At 67.1% G+C, this 16383-nt stretch carries 17 protein-coding genes; all 17 read left to right on the plus strand.

The features are described from left to right. The first annotated feature begins 18 nt into the window (after positions 1–18). From WDZ97_RS17035 to WDZ97_RS17115, 17 genes are read left to right on the plus strand one after another with little or no spacing between them, the layout of a single operon-like run. The gene (locus tag WDZ97_RS17035; RefSeq protein ID WP_425763533.1) at positions 19–894 is read left to right on the plus strand and encodes a Gfo/Idh/MocA family oxidoreductase; all 876 of its coding nucleotides are present in this window, start codon (positions 19–21) and stop codon (positions 892–894) included. After that, complete coding sequence (locus tag WDZ97_RS17040; RefSeq protein WP_425763534.1) at positions 891–1649, plus strand: SDR family oxidoreductase; 759 nt, start codon at positions 891–893, stop codon at positions 1647–1649. Before WDZ97_RS17035 ends, WDZ97_RS17040 begins: the two co-directional genes overlap by 4 nt. Further along, positions 1646–2356 (plus strand): cytidylyltransferase domain-containing protein, encoded by a 711-nt coding sequence (locus WDZ97_RS17045; RefSeq protein ID WP_425763535.1) that lies wholly within the window; start codon positions 1646–1648, stop codon positions 2354–2356. The genes WDZ97_RS17040 and WDZ97_RS17045 overlap by 4 nt, the downstream gene beginning before the upstream one ends. Next, positions 2353–3858, plus strand: coding sequence for a UDP-2,4-diacetamido-2,4,6-trideoxy-beta-L-altropyranose hydrolase (pseG, locus tag WDZ97_RS17050; protein WP_425763536.1), 1506 nt, complete (start codon positions 2353–2355; stop codon positions 3856–3858). The genes WDZ97_RS17045 and pseG overlap by 4 nt, the downstream gene beginning before the upstream one ends. Further along, positions 3851–4906, plus strand: coding sequence for a pseudaminic acid synthase (pseI, locus tag WDZ97_RS17055; protein ID WP_425763537.1), 1056 nt, complete (start codon positions 3851–3853; stop codon positions 4904–4906). Before pseG ends, pseI begins: the two co-directional genes overlap by 8 nt. A 39-nt stretch (positions 4907–4945) precedes the next feature. Next, the gene (locus WDZ97_RS17060) at positions 4946–5890 is read left to right on the plus strand and encodes a methyltransferase domain-containing protein (protein WP_425763538.1); all 945 of its coding nucleotides are present in this window, start codon (positions 4946–4948) and stop codon (positions 5888–5890) included. Next, complete coding sequence (locus WDZ97_RS17065) at positions 5887–7014, plus strand: N-acetyl sugar amidotransferase (protein ID WP_425763539.1); 1128 nt, start codon at positions 5887–5889, stop codon at positions 7012–7014. Before WDZ97_RS17060 ends, WDZ97_RS17065 begins: the two co-directional genes overlap by 4 nt. Continuing rightward, positions 7011–7622, plus strand: a complete 612-nt coding sequence (gene hisH / locus WDZ97_RS17070; protein ID WP_425763540.1) for an imidazole glycerol phosphate synthase subunit HisH — start codon at positions 7011–7013, stop codon at positions 7620–7622. Before WDZ97_RS17065 ends, hisH begins: the two co-directional genes overlap by 4 nt. Beyond that, on the plus strand, positions 7615–8394 hold the full coding sequence (locus WDZ97_RS17075; protein ID WP_425763541.1) for a HisA/HisF-related TIM barrel protein: 780 nt from the start codon (positions 7615–7617) through the stop codon (positions 8392–8394). The genes hisH and WDZ97_RS17075 overlap by 8 nt, the downstream gene beginning before the upstream one ends. Before the next feature lie 3 nt (positions 8395–8397). Continuing rightward, the gene (locus tag WDZ97_RS17080; protein ID WP_425763542.1) at positions 8398–9636 is read left to right on the plus strand and encodes an N-acetyl sugar amidotransferase; all 1239 of its coding nucleotides are present in this window, start codon (positions 8398–8400) and stop codon (positions 9634–9636) included. Further along, the gene (locus WDZ97_RS17085; RefSeq protein ID WP_425763543.1) at positions 9630–10676 is read left to right on the plus strand and encodes a hypothetical protein; all 1047 of its coding nucleotides are present in this window, start codon (positions 9630–9632) and stop codon (positions 10674–10676) included. Before WDZ97_RS17080 ends, WDZ97_RS17085 begins: the two co-directional genes overlap by 7 nt. 7 nt (positions 10677–10683) lie before the next feature. Beyond that, entirely contained in the window at positions 10684–13062 is a 2379-nt protein-coding gene (locus WDZ97_RS17090) for a PEP-utilizing enzyme (protein WP_425763544.1), read from the plus strand. 11 nt (positions 13063–13073) lie between these two features. Further along, entirely contained in the window at positions 13074–13589 is a 516-nt protein-coding gene (locus tag WDZ97_RS17095; RefSeq protein ID WP_425763545.1) for an adenylyl-sulfate kinase, read from the plus strand. Next, entirely contained in the window at positions 13586–14221 is a 636-nt protein-coding gene (locus WDZ97_RS17100) for a hypothetical protein (protein ID WP_425763546.1), read from the plus strand. The genes WDZ97_RS17095 and WDZ97_RS17100 overlap by 4 nt, the downstream gene beginning before the upstream one ends. Beyond that, a complete protein-coding gene (locus WDZ97_RS17105; protein ID WP_425763547.1) occupies positions 14211–14936 on the plus strand; it encodes a formyltransferase family protein in 726 nt (241 codons plus the stop codon). The genes WDZ97_RS17100 and WDZ97_RS17105 overlap by 11 nt, the downstream gene beginning before the upstream one ends. A gap of 43 nt (positions 14937–14979) precedes the next feature. Further along, complete coding sequence (locus WDZ97_RS17110) at positions 14980–15768, plus strand: class I SAM-dependent methyltransferase (RefSeq protein ID WP_425763548.1); 789 nt, start codon at positions 14980–14982, stop codon at positions 15766–15768. Further along, a complete protein-coding gene (locus WDZ97_RS17115) occupies positions 15765–16382 on the plus strand; it encodes a gamma-glutamyl-gamma-aminobutyrate hydrolase family protein (protein ID WP_425763549.1) in 618 nt (205 codons plus the stop codon). The genes WDZ97_RS17110 and WDZ97_RS17115 overlap by 4 nt, the downstream gene beginning before the upstream one ends. Position 16383: the final 1 nt, after the last annotated feature.

Raw genomic sequence — 16383 nt, forward strand, 5'->3', positions numbered from 1 at the left:
AGCGCACTCCGACTTGGCGTGATCGGACTGTCGCCTGGCAACGGCCATCCCTATTCGTGGTCGGCCATCTTCAATGGCTATGATGCGGTAGCCATGGAGCATTGCGGCTTTCCGGTGATTCCGCGCTACCTTGAGAGGCAGCGCTTTCCGGACGACGCGATCGCCGGTGCCCGGGTGACCCATGTGTGGACTCAGGACCTTGCGATCTCGCGGCATGTGGCTCAGGCGGCATGCATCGAGCACGTCGTCGACCACTGCACCAATCTGATTGGACAGGTGGATGCGGTACTGCTGGCGCGAGACGACGCTGATACCCACCTTGCGCTCGCCCGGCCCTTTCTCGAGGCGGGAGTGCCGATCTATGTGGACAAGCCGCTCGCGCTGTCGCGTGTCGAGGCGGAAACGCTGATTGGTCTGCAGCGCTTTCCCGGCCAGCTGTTCTCATGTTCGGCGCTTCGTTACGCGCCGGAACTGGGGCTGACCGTTGCCCAGCGCGACCAGATCGGTCCGGTCCACTGCATCGCCGCCACTGTGCCCAAGGACTGGGACAAGTATGCGGTCCATGTGATCGAGCCCCTGTTGCAGCTGTTGCCGGATCGTGGGGCGGTGATTCGAAGCCAGCGCTGGTCAGTCGCCGATCGCGTTACGCTTCAGATCGAGTTTGCCTCCGGTGTCGAGGTCCGGATATCGACCCTGGGTGCGACCAGTGCGCCGCTGGGCCTGCGCGTGTTCGGCGCGGCCGGCTGGTGTGATCTGCACTTTGCCGACACTTTCCGTGCCTTCCGCGCGGCGCTGCAGGATTTCGTCGATGGCGTGCGCGCACGCGACGTCCGCATCGCGCCCGCCGCCATGCTGGAGGTGGTGGATCTGATCGAACTCGGGAGACAGGCATGAGCCGTTCCATCCTCATCACTGGCGCCACCGGCAAGATCGGTCGCGTGCTTGCGCGCCACTTTCTAACCGCCGGCGATACCGTGATCGCTGCCGGCCGTTCGGCAGACGCGCTGGCCGAACTGGCCATAGACCTGTCCGGCGTGGGAGGGACCCTGCACACGCTGCGTGCCGACCTGATGGCGCCGGACGCGGCGGCCACGGTAGTGGATGGCCTGAGGCAGATCGGCTGCATGCCGGATGGACTGATCAATAACGCGCGCAACGTGTCTTTCCTGCGTACCGGTGAGGACGGTCGGGTCGCTCGCCAGGATTTCCTCGATGAGTTCGCGCTCGATGTCGTGACGCCGTATGAACTGGTGATGGCGCTGGCCGATGCACCCGACTCCCGGCTGCGCGCGGTGGTGAATATCGGCTCGCAGTACGGTGCGGTCGCTCCCAACCTGCGCCTTTACACCGATCCACTGCGACAGTCGCCGTTGCAGTATGGCGTGGCCAAGGCGGCCCTGGCGCATCTGACCAAGGAGCTGGCGGTGCGTCTGGCGGCGCGGGACATCCGCGTGAACTGCGTGGCCTTCGGCGGTGTCGAGGGTCGGGTAGACGAGGCGTTCAAGCAGCGCTACGCCGCGCTGTGCCCGAGCGGTCGCATGCTGGGCGAGCACGAACTGGCCGGGCCTGTGGATCTGCTGCTGTCCGACGCCGCCTCGGCGGTTACCGGCCACATCATGATGGCTGATGGCGGCTGGAGCGTCTGGTGAATCGTCGCATCGCCATCATCCTCGCGCGCGGTGGCTCGAAGAGGCTGCCGCGCAAGAACGTGCTGCCTCTGGGTGGCCGGCCTATGCTGGCGTGGTCGGTCGAGGCGGCGATCGATGCCGGCTGTTTCGACCGGGTGCTGGTGTCGACCGACGATGCAGAGATTGCCGCGGTGGCCCGCGAGGCGGGGGCCGAGGTTCCCTTCCTGCGCGATGCGGCCGCCGACGATCAGGCGCCTTCCAGCGCGGCGACCCGGGTCGCGCTGCTGCAGGCCGAGGCGCACTGGACCGAGCGTTACGACACGGTGGCGCAGCTGATGGCCAACTGCCCGCTGCGCAATGCCCATGACATCCGCGACGCGATGACGGCCTTCGAGACCGGTGCCGCGCCTGCGCAGATCAGCGCCTTCCGCTTCGGCTGGATGAACCCGTGGTGGGCCGCTCGCTTGCAGGCAGACGGACAGCCGGACTGGCTGTTTCCTGAAGCTCGCAGCGCGCGGTCGCAGGATCTGCCGCTGCTGTACTGCCCGAGCGGCGCGCTGTGGCTGGCCGAACGCAATGCCTTTCTGGAGAGCGGCAGCTTCTACCTGCCCGGGCATACCCTGCATCCGATGGACTGGATGTCGGCGATGGATATCGATGATGAAGCTGATTTCGCCATGGCCGAGGTCGGCATGGCGCTGCGCCTGCGCGCTGGGGGCGTCGCATGAGAGTAGGCATCCGCACCGATGCTTCGTCGCAGATCGGCACCGGCCATCTGGCGCGCTGCCAGACGCTGGCCGACGCGCTGGCGCAGCGCGGTGCGCAGATACGCTTCGTCTGTCGCCACCTCACCGAAGGTGCGCAGGAGCGCCTGCAGGCGGCGGGTCACGCGGTGATGCGAATCGATGGCGCGGGCGAGCCGGACGACCTGCCCCATGCGGCCTGGCTGGGCGGTTCCCAGGCGGAAGATGCGGCGCGCACCTGCGCCGCACTGGCCGGTTTCGCGCCCGACTGGCTCATCGTCGACCACTACGCGCTCGATGCGCGCTGGGAGCGTGCGCTGCGCGAGCGGGCGCTCCGCATCATGGCGATCGACGATCTGGCGGACCGCGATCACGCATGCGACCTGCTGCTGGATCAGAATCTGTATGCCGACATGGCTGCGCGCTACGCGCAGCGGGTTCCGGCCTCTGCCCGGCGGCTTCTCGGTCCGCGTTACGCGCTGCTGCGGCCGGAGTTCACGGCCATGCGTGGCCGCCATCGCGACGGCGGGGTGCGCCGGGTGCTGGTGTTCTTCGGCGGTGTCGATGCGGCCAACCAGACCGGTCGGGTGATCGCGCTGCTGCCGCGCGTGCTGTCTGCGCAGGTTGCGGTCGATGTTGTGATCGGCGCCGCGCACCCTCATCGCGCCGCCATCGAGGCGGCCTGCGCGCAGGCCGGCTACGGCTGTCATGTGCAGACCGGTCGCATGGCCGAGCTGATGGCAGCGGCCGATCTGGCCATTGGTGCCGGCGGCACCGCGGTTTGGGAGCGTGCCTGCGTCGGGCTGCCGGCGCTGGTCTGGCCGGTGGCTGACAATCAGCGCGAACAGGTCGCAACCGCAGCTGACGCTGGGCTGCTACATGCACCGCTGCATGCCGATCATGAGGATGAGGCGCTGCTGCGACAGATCGCGGCGCTTTGCGAGAGCCCGCACCTGCTGCATGCGCTGTCCGCCGCCGGTGCAGCGACGGTCGACGGCGCCGGCTCCGCCCGGGTCTGCCGGGCGCTGGGCTGCACCGGCGTCACGATGCGTCCGGTGGCAGTGGCGGACAGTGACTGCCTCTTCGCATGGCGCAACCGCGAGGCGGTGCGTCGGGTGTCGCGCAACCGGGACCCGATTCCGCGCCCCGCACACGATGCCTGGCTGGCTGAAACGCTCGGGCGCGCCGACCGGCTGCTGCTGGTCGGCGAGCGCAACGGTCAGGCGCTGGGCGTGGTGCGCTTCGATCTGGCCGGTGACGAGGCCGAAGTGTCGATCTATCTCTCCCCGGGCGAACATGGCGCCGGTGCGGGCGGCGATCTGCTCGCCGCCGCAGAACGCTGGCTGACGCTCGAACGGCCGGCAGGTGTGTGTAAGATTCGCGCCGAAGTGGCCGGTGACAACGCGTCGTCCCGCCACATGTTCCTGTCTGCCGGCTACCTTCCCGATGCCGCGCGCTTCTTCAAGCGGATCCTTCCAGATGACTGACGCCTTCAATATTGCCGGCCGTCCGATCGGCGCTGGCGCCCCGCCCTTCGTGATCGCTGAAATGTCCGGCAATCACAATCAGTCGCTCGACCGGGCGCTGGCCATCGTGGATGCCGCCGCCAAGTCGGGCGCCCACGCGCTGAAGATCCAGACCTACACGCCGGATACCATGACGCTGGATCTGGACGAACGCGAGTTCCACATCGCGGATCCGGACAGCCTGTGGGCGGGAACCTCACTCTACAAACTTTACGGCGAGGCCTACACGCCTTGGGACTGGCACGCGCCGATCTTCGAGCGCGCGCGCGCGCTGGGCATGATTCCGTTCAGCACGCCCTTCGATGACAGCGCGGTCGATTTTCTCGAGTCGCTCGACGTGCCCTGCTACAAGATCGCGTCCTTCGAGAACACCGATTTGCCCCTGATCCGCCGCGTGGCGGCCACTGGAAAGCCGCTCATCATTTCCACCGGCATGGCGACGCTGGCTGAACTGGACGAGACCGTGCGTGCTGCCCGCGAAGCCGGCTGCCGCCATCTTGTGCTCCTCAAGTGCACCAGTACCTATCCGGCCACGCCGGCCAATACCCACATCCGCACCATTCCGCACTTGCGCGAAATGTTCGGCTGCGAGATGGGGCTGTCCGACCACACCATGGGCGTCGGCGTGTCGGTGGCCAGCGTCGCGCTGGGCGCCACCGTGATCGAAAAGCACTTCACGCTGGATCGCAGCGAAGGCGGCGTGGACGCCACCTTCTCGATGGAACCGCATGAAATGGTGCAGCTGGTCGTGGAGACCGAGCGTGCCTGGCAGGCGCTGGGCGAGGTGCGTTACGGACCGACCGAAGCCGAGCGCAAGTCGCTGCAGTTCAGGCGCTCGCTCTATGTCACCGCCGATCTGGTGCCGGGCGACGTGCTGAGCCGTGACAACGTGCGCGCGATCCGGCCCGGACTGGGGCTGGCGCCCGGATACATCGATGCGGTGATCGGGCGCACCGTTGCCCGCGCGGTGCCGCGCGGCACGCCCATCTCGTGGGATCTGCTCAAGTGAATGTCCGCCCTCTCAAACCCCGACTGACACGCGAAGACTATGTTTTCCCTTGACCAGCAGGCCACCGATGCAGCGGCTGCCGAACTGCGTACCCTGCTCGCAGGCATGCGCGAGGCATTCGCACGCGGCGAGAACGCGATGGAGTACGCGCGCCGCATGCTCGGCCGTAACGAGAATCTTTCGGCCGCGACGCTGATTGCCTACGACCTGCAGGCCGGAGCCTACGTGCGCCATGCGCTGTCCGACCCCGCGGGCAAGCAGCGCTGGTGCGCTCAGCTCGCCGGGCTGGTTGCCCCTCATCTGCCGCCGAGCGGCTCGGTGATGGAGGTCGGTTCGGGTGAAGCCACTACGCTGGCCGGCCTGCTCGAAGCGCTGCCGCAGCGGCCGGCTACCGCGCTCGGGTTTGACATCAGCTGGTCGCGCTGTGCGCACGGCCGTGGCTGGCTCCGGCAGAAGACGCAGCAGGCCGAGCTGTTCGTGGCTGACCTGTTCCACATACCGCTGGCCGATGCAAGCGTGGATGTGGTCTATACCTCGCATTCGCTGGAGCCGAACGGTGGCCGCGAACAGGCTGCGCTGCAGGAACTGCTGCGGGTAGCCCGGCGTGCGGTGGTGCTGGTCGAACCGATCTACGAACTGGCCGGCCCGGAGGCACGCGAGCGCATGGCGCATCACGGCTATGTGCGCAACCTGAAGGCGACCGCCGAGGCTCTGGGCTGCACGGTCGCCGACTATCGTCTTCTCGACTTCTATGTGAACCCGCTCAATCCGAGTGGCGTCGCGTGCATCGTCAAGACGGATGCGGGCGTACCCGCGCTGCCCGCCTGGCGTTGCCCGCTCACTCATGCACCGCTGGTGCGTTCGGAGAGCGCCTTCTCGTCGCGCGAAACCGGTCTGGTCTATCCGGTACTCGACGGCATCCCGCTGCTGTGCCGCGATCACGCGGTACTGGCCTCGGCCTACGGACAATCGATCGCCCCATGAAGTACTGCGTCACCTGCCTGCAGCCTGACACGCGTCCGAACACGATTTTCACGCCGGAAGGGCGGTGCCCGGCCTGCGCCTATCACAGCGCGGCCCAGGGCATAGACTGGCAGGAGCGTTTCGAGATCATCGAGGATCTGGTGGCGAAGCACCGTCGTGCTGATCGTGCCGGCTTCGACTGCATCATCGGCGTCAGCGGCGGCAAGGACAGCACCCGCCAGGCGCTGTGGGTGCGCGACAAGCTGGGCATGCATCCACTGCTGGTGTCGCTCAGCCATCCGCCGCAGCAGGTGTCCGTGCTCGGCGTGAACAACGTGTCCAACCTGATCGAACTCGGATTCGATGTCGTACTGTCCTCACCGGCACCGGACACCTGGCGCCGACTGATGCACGACAGCTTCATGAAGTTCACCAATTGGGCTCGCTCCTCCGAACTGGCATTGTTCAGTTCGGTGCCGCAATTGGCCAGCCGCTACGGAATTCCGCTCATCTTCTGGGGCGAGAACCCGGCGCTGCAGGTGGGCGACCTCAAGACCATGGGTCGCAACGGTTATGACGGAAACAATCTTCGATACTCGAACACCCTGAGTTCGGGTCATGAATGGATGCTGGAAGCCGGCTATCCGTTACGCGACATCCTGCCCTATGTCTATCCGAGCGAAGCGGAGTTCGCTGCGGCCGACATCCAGATCGTGTTTCTAGGCTGGTTCCTCGGCGACTGGAGCCTGGTGAACAACGCCGGCTACGCCTGCCCGCACGGCCTGAGCATCCGCGCGGAGGGGCCTGACCAGACCGGCGACCTTCTGGGCCTGAGCAATCTGGACGAAGACTGGCACAACATGAACCAGATGGTGAAATACCTGAAGTTCGGCTTCGGGAAGGTCACCGAGTACGTGAACGAGGCCATGCGTGCCGGCACCATGGACCGCGCCACCGCGATCGATCTGGTCGAGCGCTACGACGGCCAGTGCTCGCCGCGCTACATCCGCAGTTTCTGCGACTTCATCGGCATCAGCGAAGAACGCTTCTGGCAGCACGTGCACGCGTCGACCAACCGCGAACTGTTCGACATCGGCAGCGATGGCGCGATAACCCGGCGCTTCCGGGTGGGGGAAGGGCTGTGAGCCGCACTACCGTCGGGTTGGTCGATTACGGTGTCGGCAATCACGCCTCGGTCAGCCACGTGCTGCACGACGCGGGCTTCCGCGTGCGGGTGGCTGCGGATGCGCAGGGGCTCGATGCCTGTGATGTTCTGCTGCTGCCCGGCGTCGGTGCCTTTCCTGCGGCGATGGCGCAGTTGCGCGACACCGGGCTGGATGCCTATCTGCGTGACGCGGCGCAGGCCGGACGACCGCTGCTCGGGATCTGCCTCGGCATGCAGCTGCTTGCCCAGGAGTCGTTCGAGCAGGGGCAGACCCGCGGCCTAGGCATCCTGCCGGGGCGGGTGGTGCCACTGGATGAAGCACCCTGGCACATCGGCTGGAACACCCTGGAGTGTGTCGGCGACGATCCGGCCTTCCGCCAGAGCGAGGGCGAATCCTTCTACTTCAATCATTCCTTCAAGATGGTCGATGCGGGTGCCTGCGTCACCGCGCAGGCACGGCTGCCTCAGCCAGTGACCGCAGCCGTGCGCCTCGGCCGCGTGGCCGGGCTGCAGTTCCATCCGGAGAAGAGCCAGAGCGCCGGTACGCGCCTATTGCATACCCTGATCATGGAGTTGGCGCATGCTTAGAAAGCGTCTGATCGGTGTGGTGACCGTACGCAACGGCTGGGCGGTGCAGTCCTTCGGCTACCGACGCTACCTGCCACTCGGGCGACCGGAGTGCCTCGTCGAGAATCTCGATCGCTGGGGCGCCGATGAAATCCTGGTGCAAGTGATCGACCGCAGTGCCGGCGATCGGGTACCGGATTTCGATCTGCTCTCGCGCCTCGGTCGGCTCGGACTTGAGACCCCGCTGATCTATGGCGGCGGTGTCGCCTCGGCCGACCACGCCGTGCGGGCCATCCAGTCCGGTGCCGACCGGGTGACCGTCGACCAGGCGCTGCACCGCGCACCGGACGAGGTCCGCCGCATGTCGGCACGGCTGGGGGCGCAGGCGCTGATCGCCGCGGTGCCGGTGCGCTTCGCCGACAGCGTGCTCCGCCACGATTACCTCACACGGCGGTGTCTGCCCTTCGGCGATGGCGTGCCGGCGCTGATCGCCGAGCGAGCGGTGTCCGAACTGATGCTGATCGACTGGCAGAACGAGGGCGGGCTGACCGGTTTCGAACCTGAACGGCTGGGTGAGCTGCCCTGTCCGGACGTGCCGCTCATCCTGTTCGGCGGTTTCACCGATCCGGCAGTCACGCGGCGTTTCCTCGAACAGCCGGCGGTTGCCGCGGTGGCGGTCGGCAATCCGTTCGCCTACCGCGAGCACGCCTACCAGACCTACAAGCGGGCGGTGGCCAGCGCGGCCCTGCGCCCGCCGATGCACGCCGGTCCGACACCGGTCGAAGGATCCTGAAGCATGGAGTTCTGCAAGCGCTGCCTCTACACAACCGCCCACCCGCTCGGACTCGTGCTGGACGACGAAGGCGTCTGCTCCGGCTGCCGGGTGCATGAGGAGAAGGACAGTCTGGACTGGGCCGAGCGCTGGGCGCGACTGGAGTCCATCGTGGCGCCCTACCGCGGCACCGATGGACGCAACTATGACTGCATCGTGCCGGTGAGCGGTGCGCACGACGCCTACTACATCGTGCATCTGGTGAAGGAACGGCTGGGTCTCAATCCGCTGCTGGTGACCTACAACCGCTACTTCAACACGCCGCTGGGCATACGCAATCTCGCCAATCTGCGCATCCGCCTGAACTGCGACATCCTCTACCAGAACGTCAATCCGGAGTCGGTCAAGCGCATCGTCCGCAGCACGCTGCGACGCTTCGGCAGCATCTACTGGCCCATCCTCGCCGGGCAGACCGTTTTCCCGGTGCAGACTGCGGTGCGGTTCAGGGTTCCGCTCATCATCTGGGGCGCGCATCAGGGTTTGGAGCAGGTGGGCATGTTCTCGCACCTGCACGAAGTCGAGATGACCCGCCGCTACCGCAAGGACCACGACCTGATGGGCTACGAGGCGGACGACCTGCTGTCGGTGTTCGATACCCTGACCGAGGGTGATATCTGGCAGTACCGCTACCCGGACGATGCCGCGCTCGACGCGGTGGGTGTGCGCGGCATCTACCTCGGCAACTACGTGCGCTGGGACCCGAAGGCGCAGCACGAGGCCATGATCGCGCGCCACGATTACGCGTCGGCGGCGTTTGCCCGCACCTTCGACACCTATGACCATGTCGACTGCTTCAACTACATGGATCTGCACGACCAGCTCAAGCTGTTCAAGCACGGCTATTCGCGGGTGACCGACCACGCCACGCGGGAAATCCGCCACGGTCGGCTGACCCGCGAGCAGGGCCTGACGCTGGTCCGGCAGCACGAGCTGGTGCCGCCGCGGCATCTGGAGCGCTTCTGCGACTGGCTGGGCATGCAGCCCGAGTCGCTGCGCTTCATGCTGGATCAGCATCGCAATCCGGCTTACTGGGAGGCGGTGTCGCCTAGCGAGTGGACCTTCCGCGGCTGGAGCACACGGCAGCCGGACACACCCGCAGATCTTGCACCACCGTCGCCTGCGGCCGCCTTCACCGCAACCGCGACGCGTGAACTCGATGCCGGCGACAGATACATCACGATAGGCAAGGGGTGGCCGTGCTGAATCCGCTGGAAAGCGCCCTGCTGCCGGGAGACCCGCACGAAGGCTTCAGCGACGATGAACTGCTGCGCCTTAGCCGCCTGCAGCGCCGGACCGACGCCGGCCTTGCGCCCTGGGCGTCGTGGGAGACCGAGAATTCCAGTTTCGGCCGCACGCTGCGCGCCTGGGCGGGCTATCCGTCATGGCTGCCGCTGTGTGCCACGTCCGATCACGGGGTTCACTGGGAATCGCGCTGCTGGCCGAACGAGATCGAGTCGCCGTACGCCCTGTTCCTGACCTGGAACGGGAAGAAGGCCCGGCTGATGCGCGAGCGGCACGGCAAGCAGGCGCTGCACGTCCCGCATCCCTGGCTGGCATACCGGAAGAAGCACTTTCCGGAACCGGACCCTGCACGCCGCGGCACCGTGGTGTTCTTCACCCATTCCAATGCCACCACCACGCCGGTGTTCGAATCGCTCGACGCTTACATGCAGAGCCTTTGCGATCTGCCGGCCCGGTTCCATCCAGTGGTGATCTGCCTGTCCTTTCACGACGTGCTCAAGGGCATGCACCGGACGCTGCGCCGCTACGGCTTTCCCATCGTGACTGCGGGCACCACCAATGCGCAGTGTTTTGTCGACCGCTTCTACGGAATCGCCCGGCGTTTCCGCCACGCGTGTTCGCCCACCATAGGCTCGCACAGCTTCTATCTGGCCGAGGCCGGGGTGGCCTTCTTCCTGCACGGACCGGCGCCCACCTATGTGATCAAAGGGTCGCGCGCGGTGCGCGACGGCGAACAGGATCTGCGCGACTATGGCGACGAGGACGACATCGAGCGCTTCATGGCCCTGCGCAGGCTGTTCGCCGAACCGCTCGACGCGGTGAGCGACGCCCAGCGCGAGGCGGTCGGCCGCTATCTTGGGCAGGACGCCGATACCGACGCCGGGCGCCTGCGCAGTGCCCTGTGGCAGTCCTTCAGCCGCAATCTGCCGCGGGTGGGCGGCCTCTATCTGGACAATGCCGGGCGTCTGCTGCGCCGTGTCGTGCCTGTTCCCGGAAAATGAATCAGCGATGATGAACAAGACCCTTTCCAAGGCCCGCATGCTGATCGAGCTGCAGCCCCGGGTGACCCGCTTCCGTGTGCCGGATCTGCTGGCCTTCACTGTCGATCAGCTGGCACAGATGCCGGAGGAGGTGCTGTGCGCCCAGGTTTCGGCGCGCTTTGGCGCGACGGCCCTGATCGTGCGCTCGTCGGCCGGCGACGAGGACGGTGTGCTCGCCTCCAAGGCCGGTGCCTACGATTCAGTGCTGGGCGTACCAGCGGACGACGGGCCGGCGCTGCTGGCGGCCGCCCGGACGGTGATGGACAGCTATGCACGCGACCGCCGCAGCGCGTCGCGTGACGAAGTGATCTTCCAGACGCTGATCGAGCGTCCGGCGATGAGCGGCGTCGTGTTCACCCACGACCTCAATACCGGCGCGCCCTACTACGTCATCAACTACGACGACGTGTCCGGCTTGACCAACACGGTCACCTCGGGCGGTGGCGAGTATGCCAACCGCACGCTGTACATCCACCGCGGCGCGGCCGATGCGATCCGGTCCGAGCGCTTCCAGCGCCTGATCGCCGCGGTGCAGGAGCTGGAGCAGCTGCTCGGCAGCCAGTTCCTCGACATCGAGTTCGCGCTCGACGAAGCGCTGCAGCCCTACCTGCTGCAGGTGCGCGCGATCACTACCCAGCCGAACTGGAACCGCGCGGTGGCGCGCCGCATCGATGCCGAACTGCGCGGCATCCAGACCTTCGTGCGTGAGCGCCTGCGGCCGGCGCACGGCGTGTTCGGCCACACCACGGTGCTCGGCCAGATGCCGGACTGGAACCCAGCGGAAATGATCGGTCGCGCGCCGCGTGCGCTGGCGCTTTCCCTGTACCGCACGCTGATCACCGATCATGCGTGGCGGCGTGCCCGCGAGAGCATGGGCTACGCCACGCCGGCCGGACAGGCACTGATGGTGTCGCTGGCCGGCCAGCCCTTCATCGACACCCGGCTCAGCTTCCATTCCTATCTTCCGGCCGACCTGCCGGCGCCGGTCGCCGGCAAGCTGGTCGATGCCTGGGTGGCGCGGCTGCGGGCGCACCCGGAACTGCATGACAAGATCGAGTTCGAGGTGGCCATCACCACTTTCAGTTTCGATGTCGATGACAGGCTCGAGCGGCTGGTCGGCGAGGCCCTGTCGGCGGACGAACGCCGGGCCTTCCGCGATGCGCTGCGCCGGATGACGCTGCCGCTGCTGCGCGGCGAGGGTGATGGCGCCATCGCGGCCGCACTGGCCCGGGTGGAACAGCTCGCCGCGCAGCAGTTGCCGGCCGCGGACAGCGGGCTTTGCGCGCTGCTGCCCATGATCGAGGACTGCAGCCGTCTCGGCACAGAGCCGTTCGCGGTGCTGGCGCGGCACGGCTTCATCGCGCGCACGCTGCTGCAGTCGCTGGTGGCGCGCGGCGCGCTGACCACCGATGACGTGGCCCGCTTCCAGGCCGGCGTGCGCACCGTGGCGGGCGATCTGGTTGACGACATGCGTCGCCTCCAGACCGACGCGCTGTCGCGTGCAGCCTTCATGAACCGCTACGGGCACCTGCGGCCCGGCACTTACGACATCCTGTCGCCGCGCTACGATCAGATGCAGGATTTCGCCACCTCCGGCGGTGCCGCGCAGGGCGAGGCGGTCAGCCATCCGCCGGCGTTCGAACCGGATGCCCGGCAGCGCGCCGCCATCGAGGCGCTGCTGCGTGAGGCCGGGCTGGACGGCGTCGACTGCGGGCGACTGCTGGCCTACTGCGCGGCGGCCATCGCCGGCCGCGAGTACGGCAAGTTCGTGTTCACCCGTTCCATCAGCGCCATGCTGGAGCTGATCGCCGATTTTGGTGAACGTCACGGCCTGAGTCGCGAGGAGATGTCGCATGTGCCGGTCGGCTCGCTGCTCGACGTCGCGCTGTGCAGTACTGATGCATCGGTCGAGGAGCGTCTGCGCGCGATTGCCGAACGCGAGGCGGAGCGCCACGCGCTGACGTCGGCGATCCGCCTGCCGCAGGTGCTGTTCGACGAAGCGGGCGTGCATGTGGTGCCCTTCCAGGTCAGCCAGCCCAATTTCATCACCGGACTCAAGGTGACCGCCGACCTGGTGTGCCTCGATGCGCGCCAGATCGCGCCGGCACTCGATGGGCGCATCGTGTTGATCGAGAATGCCGATCCCGGTTACGACTGGATATTCGCGCAGCGCATCGCCGGTCTGGTCACCAAGTACGGCGGCGCCAACTCTCACATGGCGATACGCTGCGCCGAGTTCGGCATTCCGGCCGCCATCGGCTGTGGCGAGCAGCGCTTCGAAGCATTCCTGCAGGCACGCCGGCTCAGTCTTGACTGTTCCGCCGGCCTGATCACTCCCTTGCACTGAACGGAAACGACATGGTTGTCTGGCTGATAGGACTGTCCGGCGCGGGCAAGACCACGCTGGCCGAAAAGCTGGTGGACACCGTCCGCGCGCGCGGACGTCAGGTGGTGCTGCTCGACGGCGACCGGGTGCGCGAACTGTTCGGCAACGACCTCGGTCACGACCTCGACGGCCGCCGGCGCAACGCCGAGCGCATCTGCCGCCTGTGTGCCTTCCTCGACGCCCAGGGCATCGATGTGGTGTGCGCCATCCTGTCCATCTTTCCCGAGTCGCGCGAGTGGTGCCGCGACCATCTGCGTCAGTACTACGAAGTGTTCATCGACACGCCGATCGAGGTACTGCGCCAGCGTGATTCCAAGGGTCTGTACGCCCGCCATGCGCGTGGCGAGATCCGCGATGTGGCAGGGCTGGACCTCGACTTTCCGCGCCCGTCCGCGCCCGACCTGCTCATCGTCAACAACGGGTCGCTTGACGCCCTGCTGGCCCATGCGCCGGTGATCGCGGACCGCATCTGCGGGGTGCCCGCGTGAACTATCCGTACGCCGCCGAGAACCGGCTCGATGCGCCGCATGCGTACATGTATGCGCCGTACGGCGGGCAGGACTTTCTCGCTGCCTATGGCGCAGACCGCAGGGTGCGGCTTGCGCAGCATCTGCAGGGCGCATCCTGCCCGCCACAGGGCGACCTGAAGGCCGCTCTGTCGGCCGCGGCGCGTGCGCTGGCGTCGGGCCCGGCGCTTGGCGGGTTCTCGCCCGCCGACGGTGTGACGCTGCAGCCGCTGCTGGCCGCGCTGCTCGGCGTGCTGGCCGACGGCGATGTCGCGGCGGCACGGCCCTGGCTGAACCGCGTGGTCCAGCGTTTCGAGGTGAGCAAGAAGCTGTATGCCGCCTATGCACCCGGTTTCCGCAAGGGTGAGGGCGAAGCGCGTGACCCGGCCCGCTACGTTGAACTGGCCCTCTGTCTGGCGCTGGCACACGCCCTGACCGGGCACCTGCAGTACCTGAGTACGCAGCTCAAGCTGGTCGACCTGCTGCTGTCGCTCGATGCCGGCACGCTGCGGCCGGCCTGCCCGCCGGAACGACTGGCACTGCTGGTGGAGGCGGAACTCGCTGCGGTCCGCATGCTGGCCCTTGCAGAGGGAGTGACGGTCGATGTCGCATGAGTTCGGACTGATCGCCGCGGATACCTCGCGTACCCGTGCCTACCTGGCGGCGATGGAGCGCCGGGGGCTGAGGCCGGCCTGGGTGCTGCTGCTCGACGCCGATACGCCGGCAGCGATGCCCGGCCAGGCGGCCGCAGACACGTCCATGGCAAGCGCCGATGCGGACTGGCCTGAGGCGGAATTCGATCCGGCGGCGCCGTTGCGACCGTGGCTTGAGCGGCTCGGCCTGCCTTACGTCGTATCCGGTTCGCGCGACATCAACGATCCGGCGGTGGTGGCGCTGATCGCGCAGGCCGCGCCCGAAGTGCTGGTGTATTCCGGCTATGGCGGCGCACTGCTGCGCGCTGCGGTGCTGGCGACCGGCAAGCGCTTCCTGCATGTGCACGGGGGCTATCTGCCCGATTTCAAGGGCAGTACCACCAACTATTTCAGTCTTCTGGCCGAAGGAGCGATCGGGGCATCCGCGATTTTTCTGACCGCCGAGATCGACTGCGGCCCGGTCATACGTCGTCGGCGCTTTGCCCCGCCGGCGCTGCGCACCCGCATCGATCACGTCTATGATTCCGCCGCGCGCGCTCGGGTGCTGGTCGACACGCTGGAGGCCTGGCGCCGCGACGGCGACTGGACTTTCGAACTGCCGGACAATGCGGGTGGCGACACCTACTACATCATTCATCCGGTGCTCAAGCATCTCGCCATTCTTGGCGGACAGTGAGCGAGCCGCAGGACGAATATTTCCGCAGACACCTGGATCACAGATGCGCATCACCTATCGAAGCCGCGGCGTGAAGGACTACTGGGCTTCCCGCTGGGCCGACATTCCGGCCGACAGCGCGATGACCAACGAGGGCGTGTACCCGCTGAAGTACGCGCTGCAGACGGTGGTGTCGCGCGACGGCGCCATCCTGGAAGCGGGCTGCGGTGCCGGGCGCATCCTGCGGTACTTTCACGAGCGGGGCTATGACATCACGGGCATCGACTACATTGATGTTGCCGTGGCCAAGCTGCGAGACGCTGACCCCACGCTCAAGGTCGAAACCGGTGACATCACCCGGCTGCAGTTTCCGGATGGTCGCTTCCGCTATGTGCTGGCCTACGGGCTCTATCACAATCTCGAACATGGCCTGGATGCGGCGGTGGCCGAAACCCTGCGCGTACTCGAACCGGGGGGCAGGGTGTGCGCCTCATTCCGCGCCGACAACATCCAGACCCGCCTGACCGACCGGCTGGCGGATCGCAGGGCGCGCCGCAGCGGCAAGGTTGCCGGCACCGCCTTCCACAAGATGAATCTGACCCGGCGCGAGTTCGCCGCGCTGTTCGAGCGTGCGGGTTTCGTGGTCGAGTCGGTGTCGCCGGTCGAGAACATGCCCATCCTGTACAAGTTCGCTTTCTTCCGTGCCCGCACGCACAAGGCATTCGACGAGAACCGGGCGCGTGCCGAGGGCTACCGCCTGTCCGGCCTGGGTCAGCTGCTGCAGGACGCGCTGATGCGCTTCCTGCCGGACCAGTTCTGCAACATCTACGTGCTGATCGCACGCCGGCCGTGAGCACGCGACCGCTCATCGCCATCAGCCAGCGCGTGGACCGCGTGCCGGCGCGCGCGGAAAACCGCGATGCGCTGGACCAGCGGCTCACCGGTTGGGTGTGCGCGCTGGGGGCGCTGTCACTGCCGGTGCCGAACGCGTTGGGTGATGACCTGGCGGGCTGGCTGGCGGCATTGGCACCGACCGCGGTGCTGTTGTCCGGCGGCAACGACATCGGCGACAGCCTGGAACGCGATGGCACCGAAGCTGCGCTGCTCGAGCACGCGGCGCGAGCCGGGCTGCCGGTGCTGGGCATCTGCCGCGGCATGCAGATGCTCGCGCACCATGCAGGCGCCACCCTGGTGCCGGTTGGCGGCCACGCCGGTACGCGTCACCCCCTGCAGGGCGACGCAGTGTTGTCCGGCGCCATCCCGGCGGAGGTGAACAGCTTCCACAACTGGGGTTTGGCCGCCTGTCCGCCGGGCTACGCCGTGCTGGCCACCGCGCCGGACGGGAGCATCGAGGCGATGCGTCACCGCGCACTGCGCTGGGAGGGCTGGATGTGGCATCCGGAGCGCGAGGCGCGTTTTGGCGCAGGCGAACTGGCGCGAGCCCGACAACTTCTGATTGGAGAATGAG

Origin of the sequence: Methyloversatilis sp. MC4-4 (assembly GCF_049843555.1) — a bacterium.
Classification (GTDB): Bacteria; Pseudomonadota; Gammaproteobacteria; order Burkholderiales; family Rhodocyclaceae; genus Methyloversatilis; species Methyloversatilis discipulorum_B.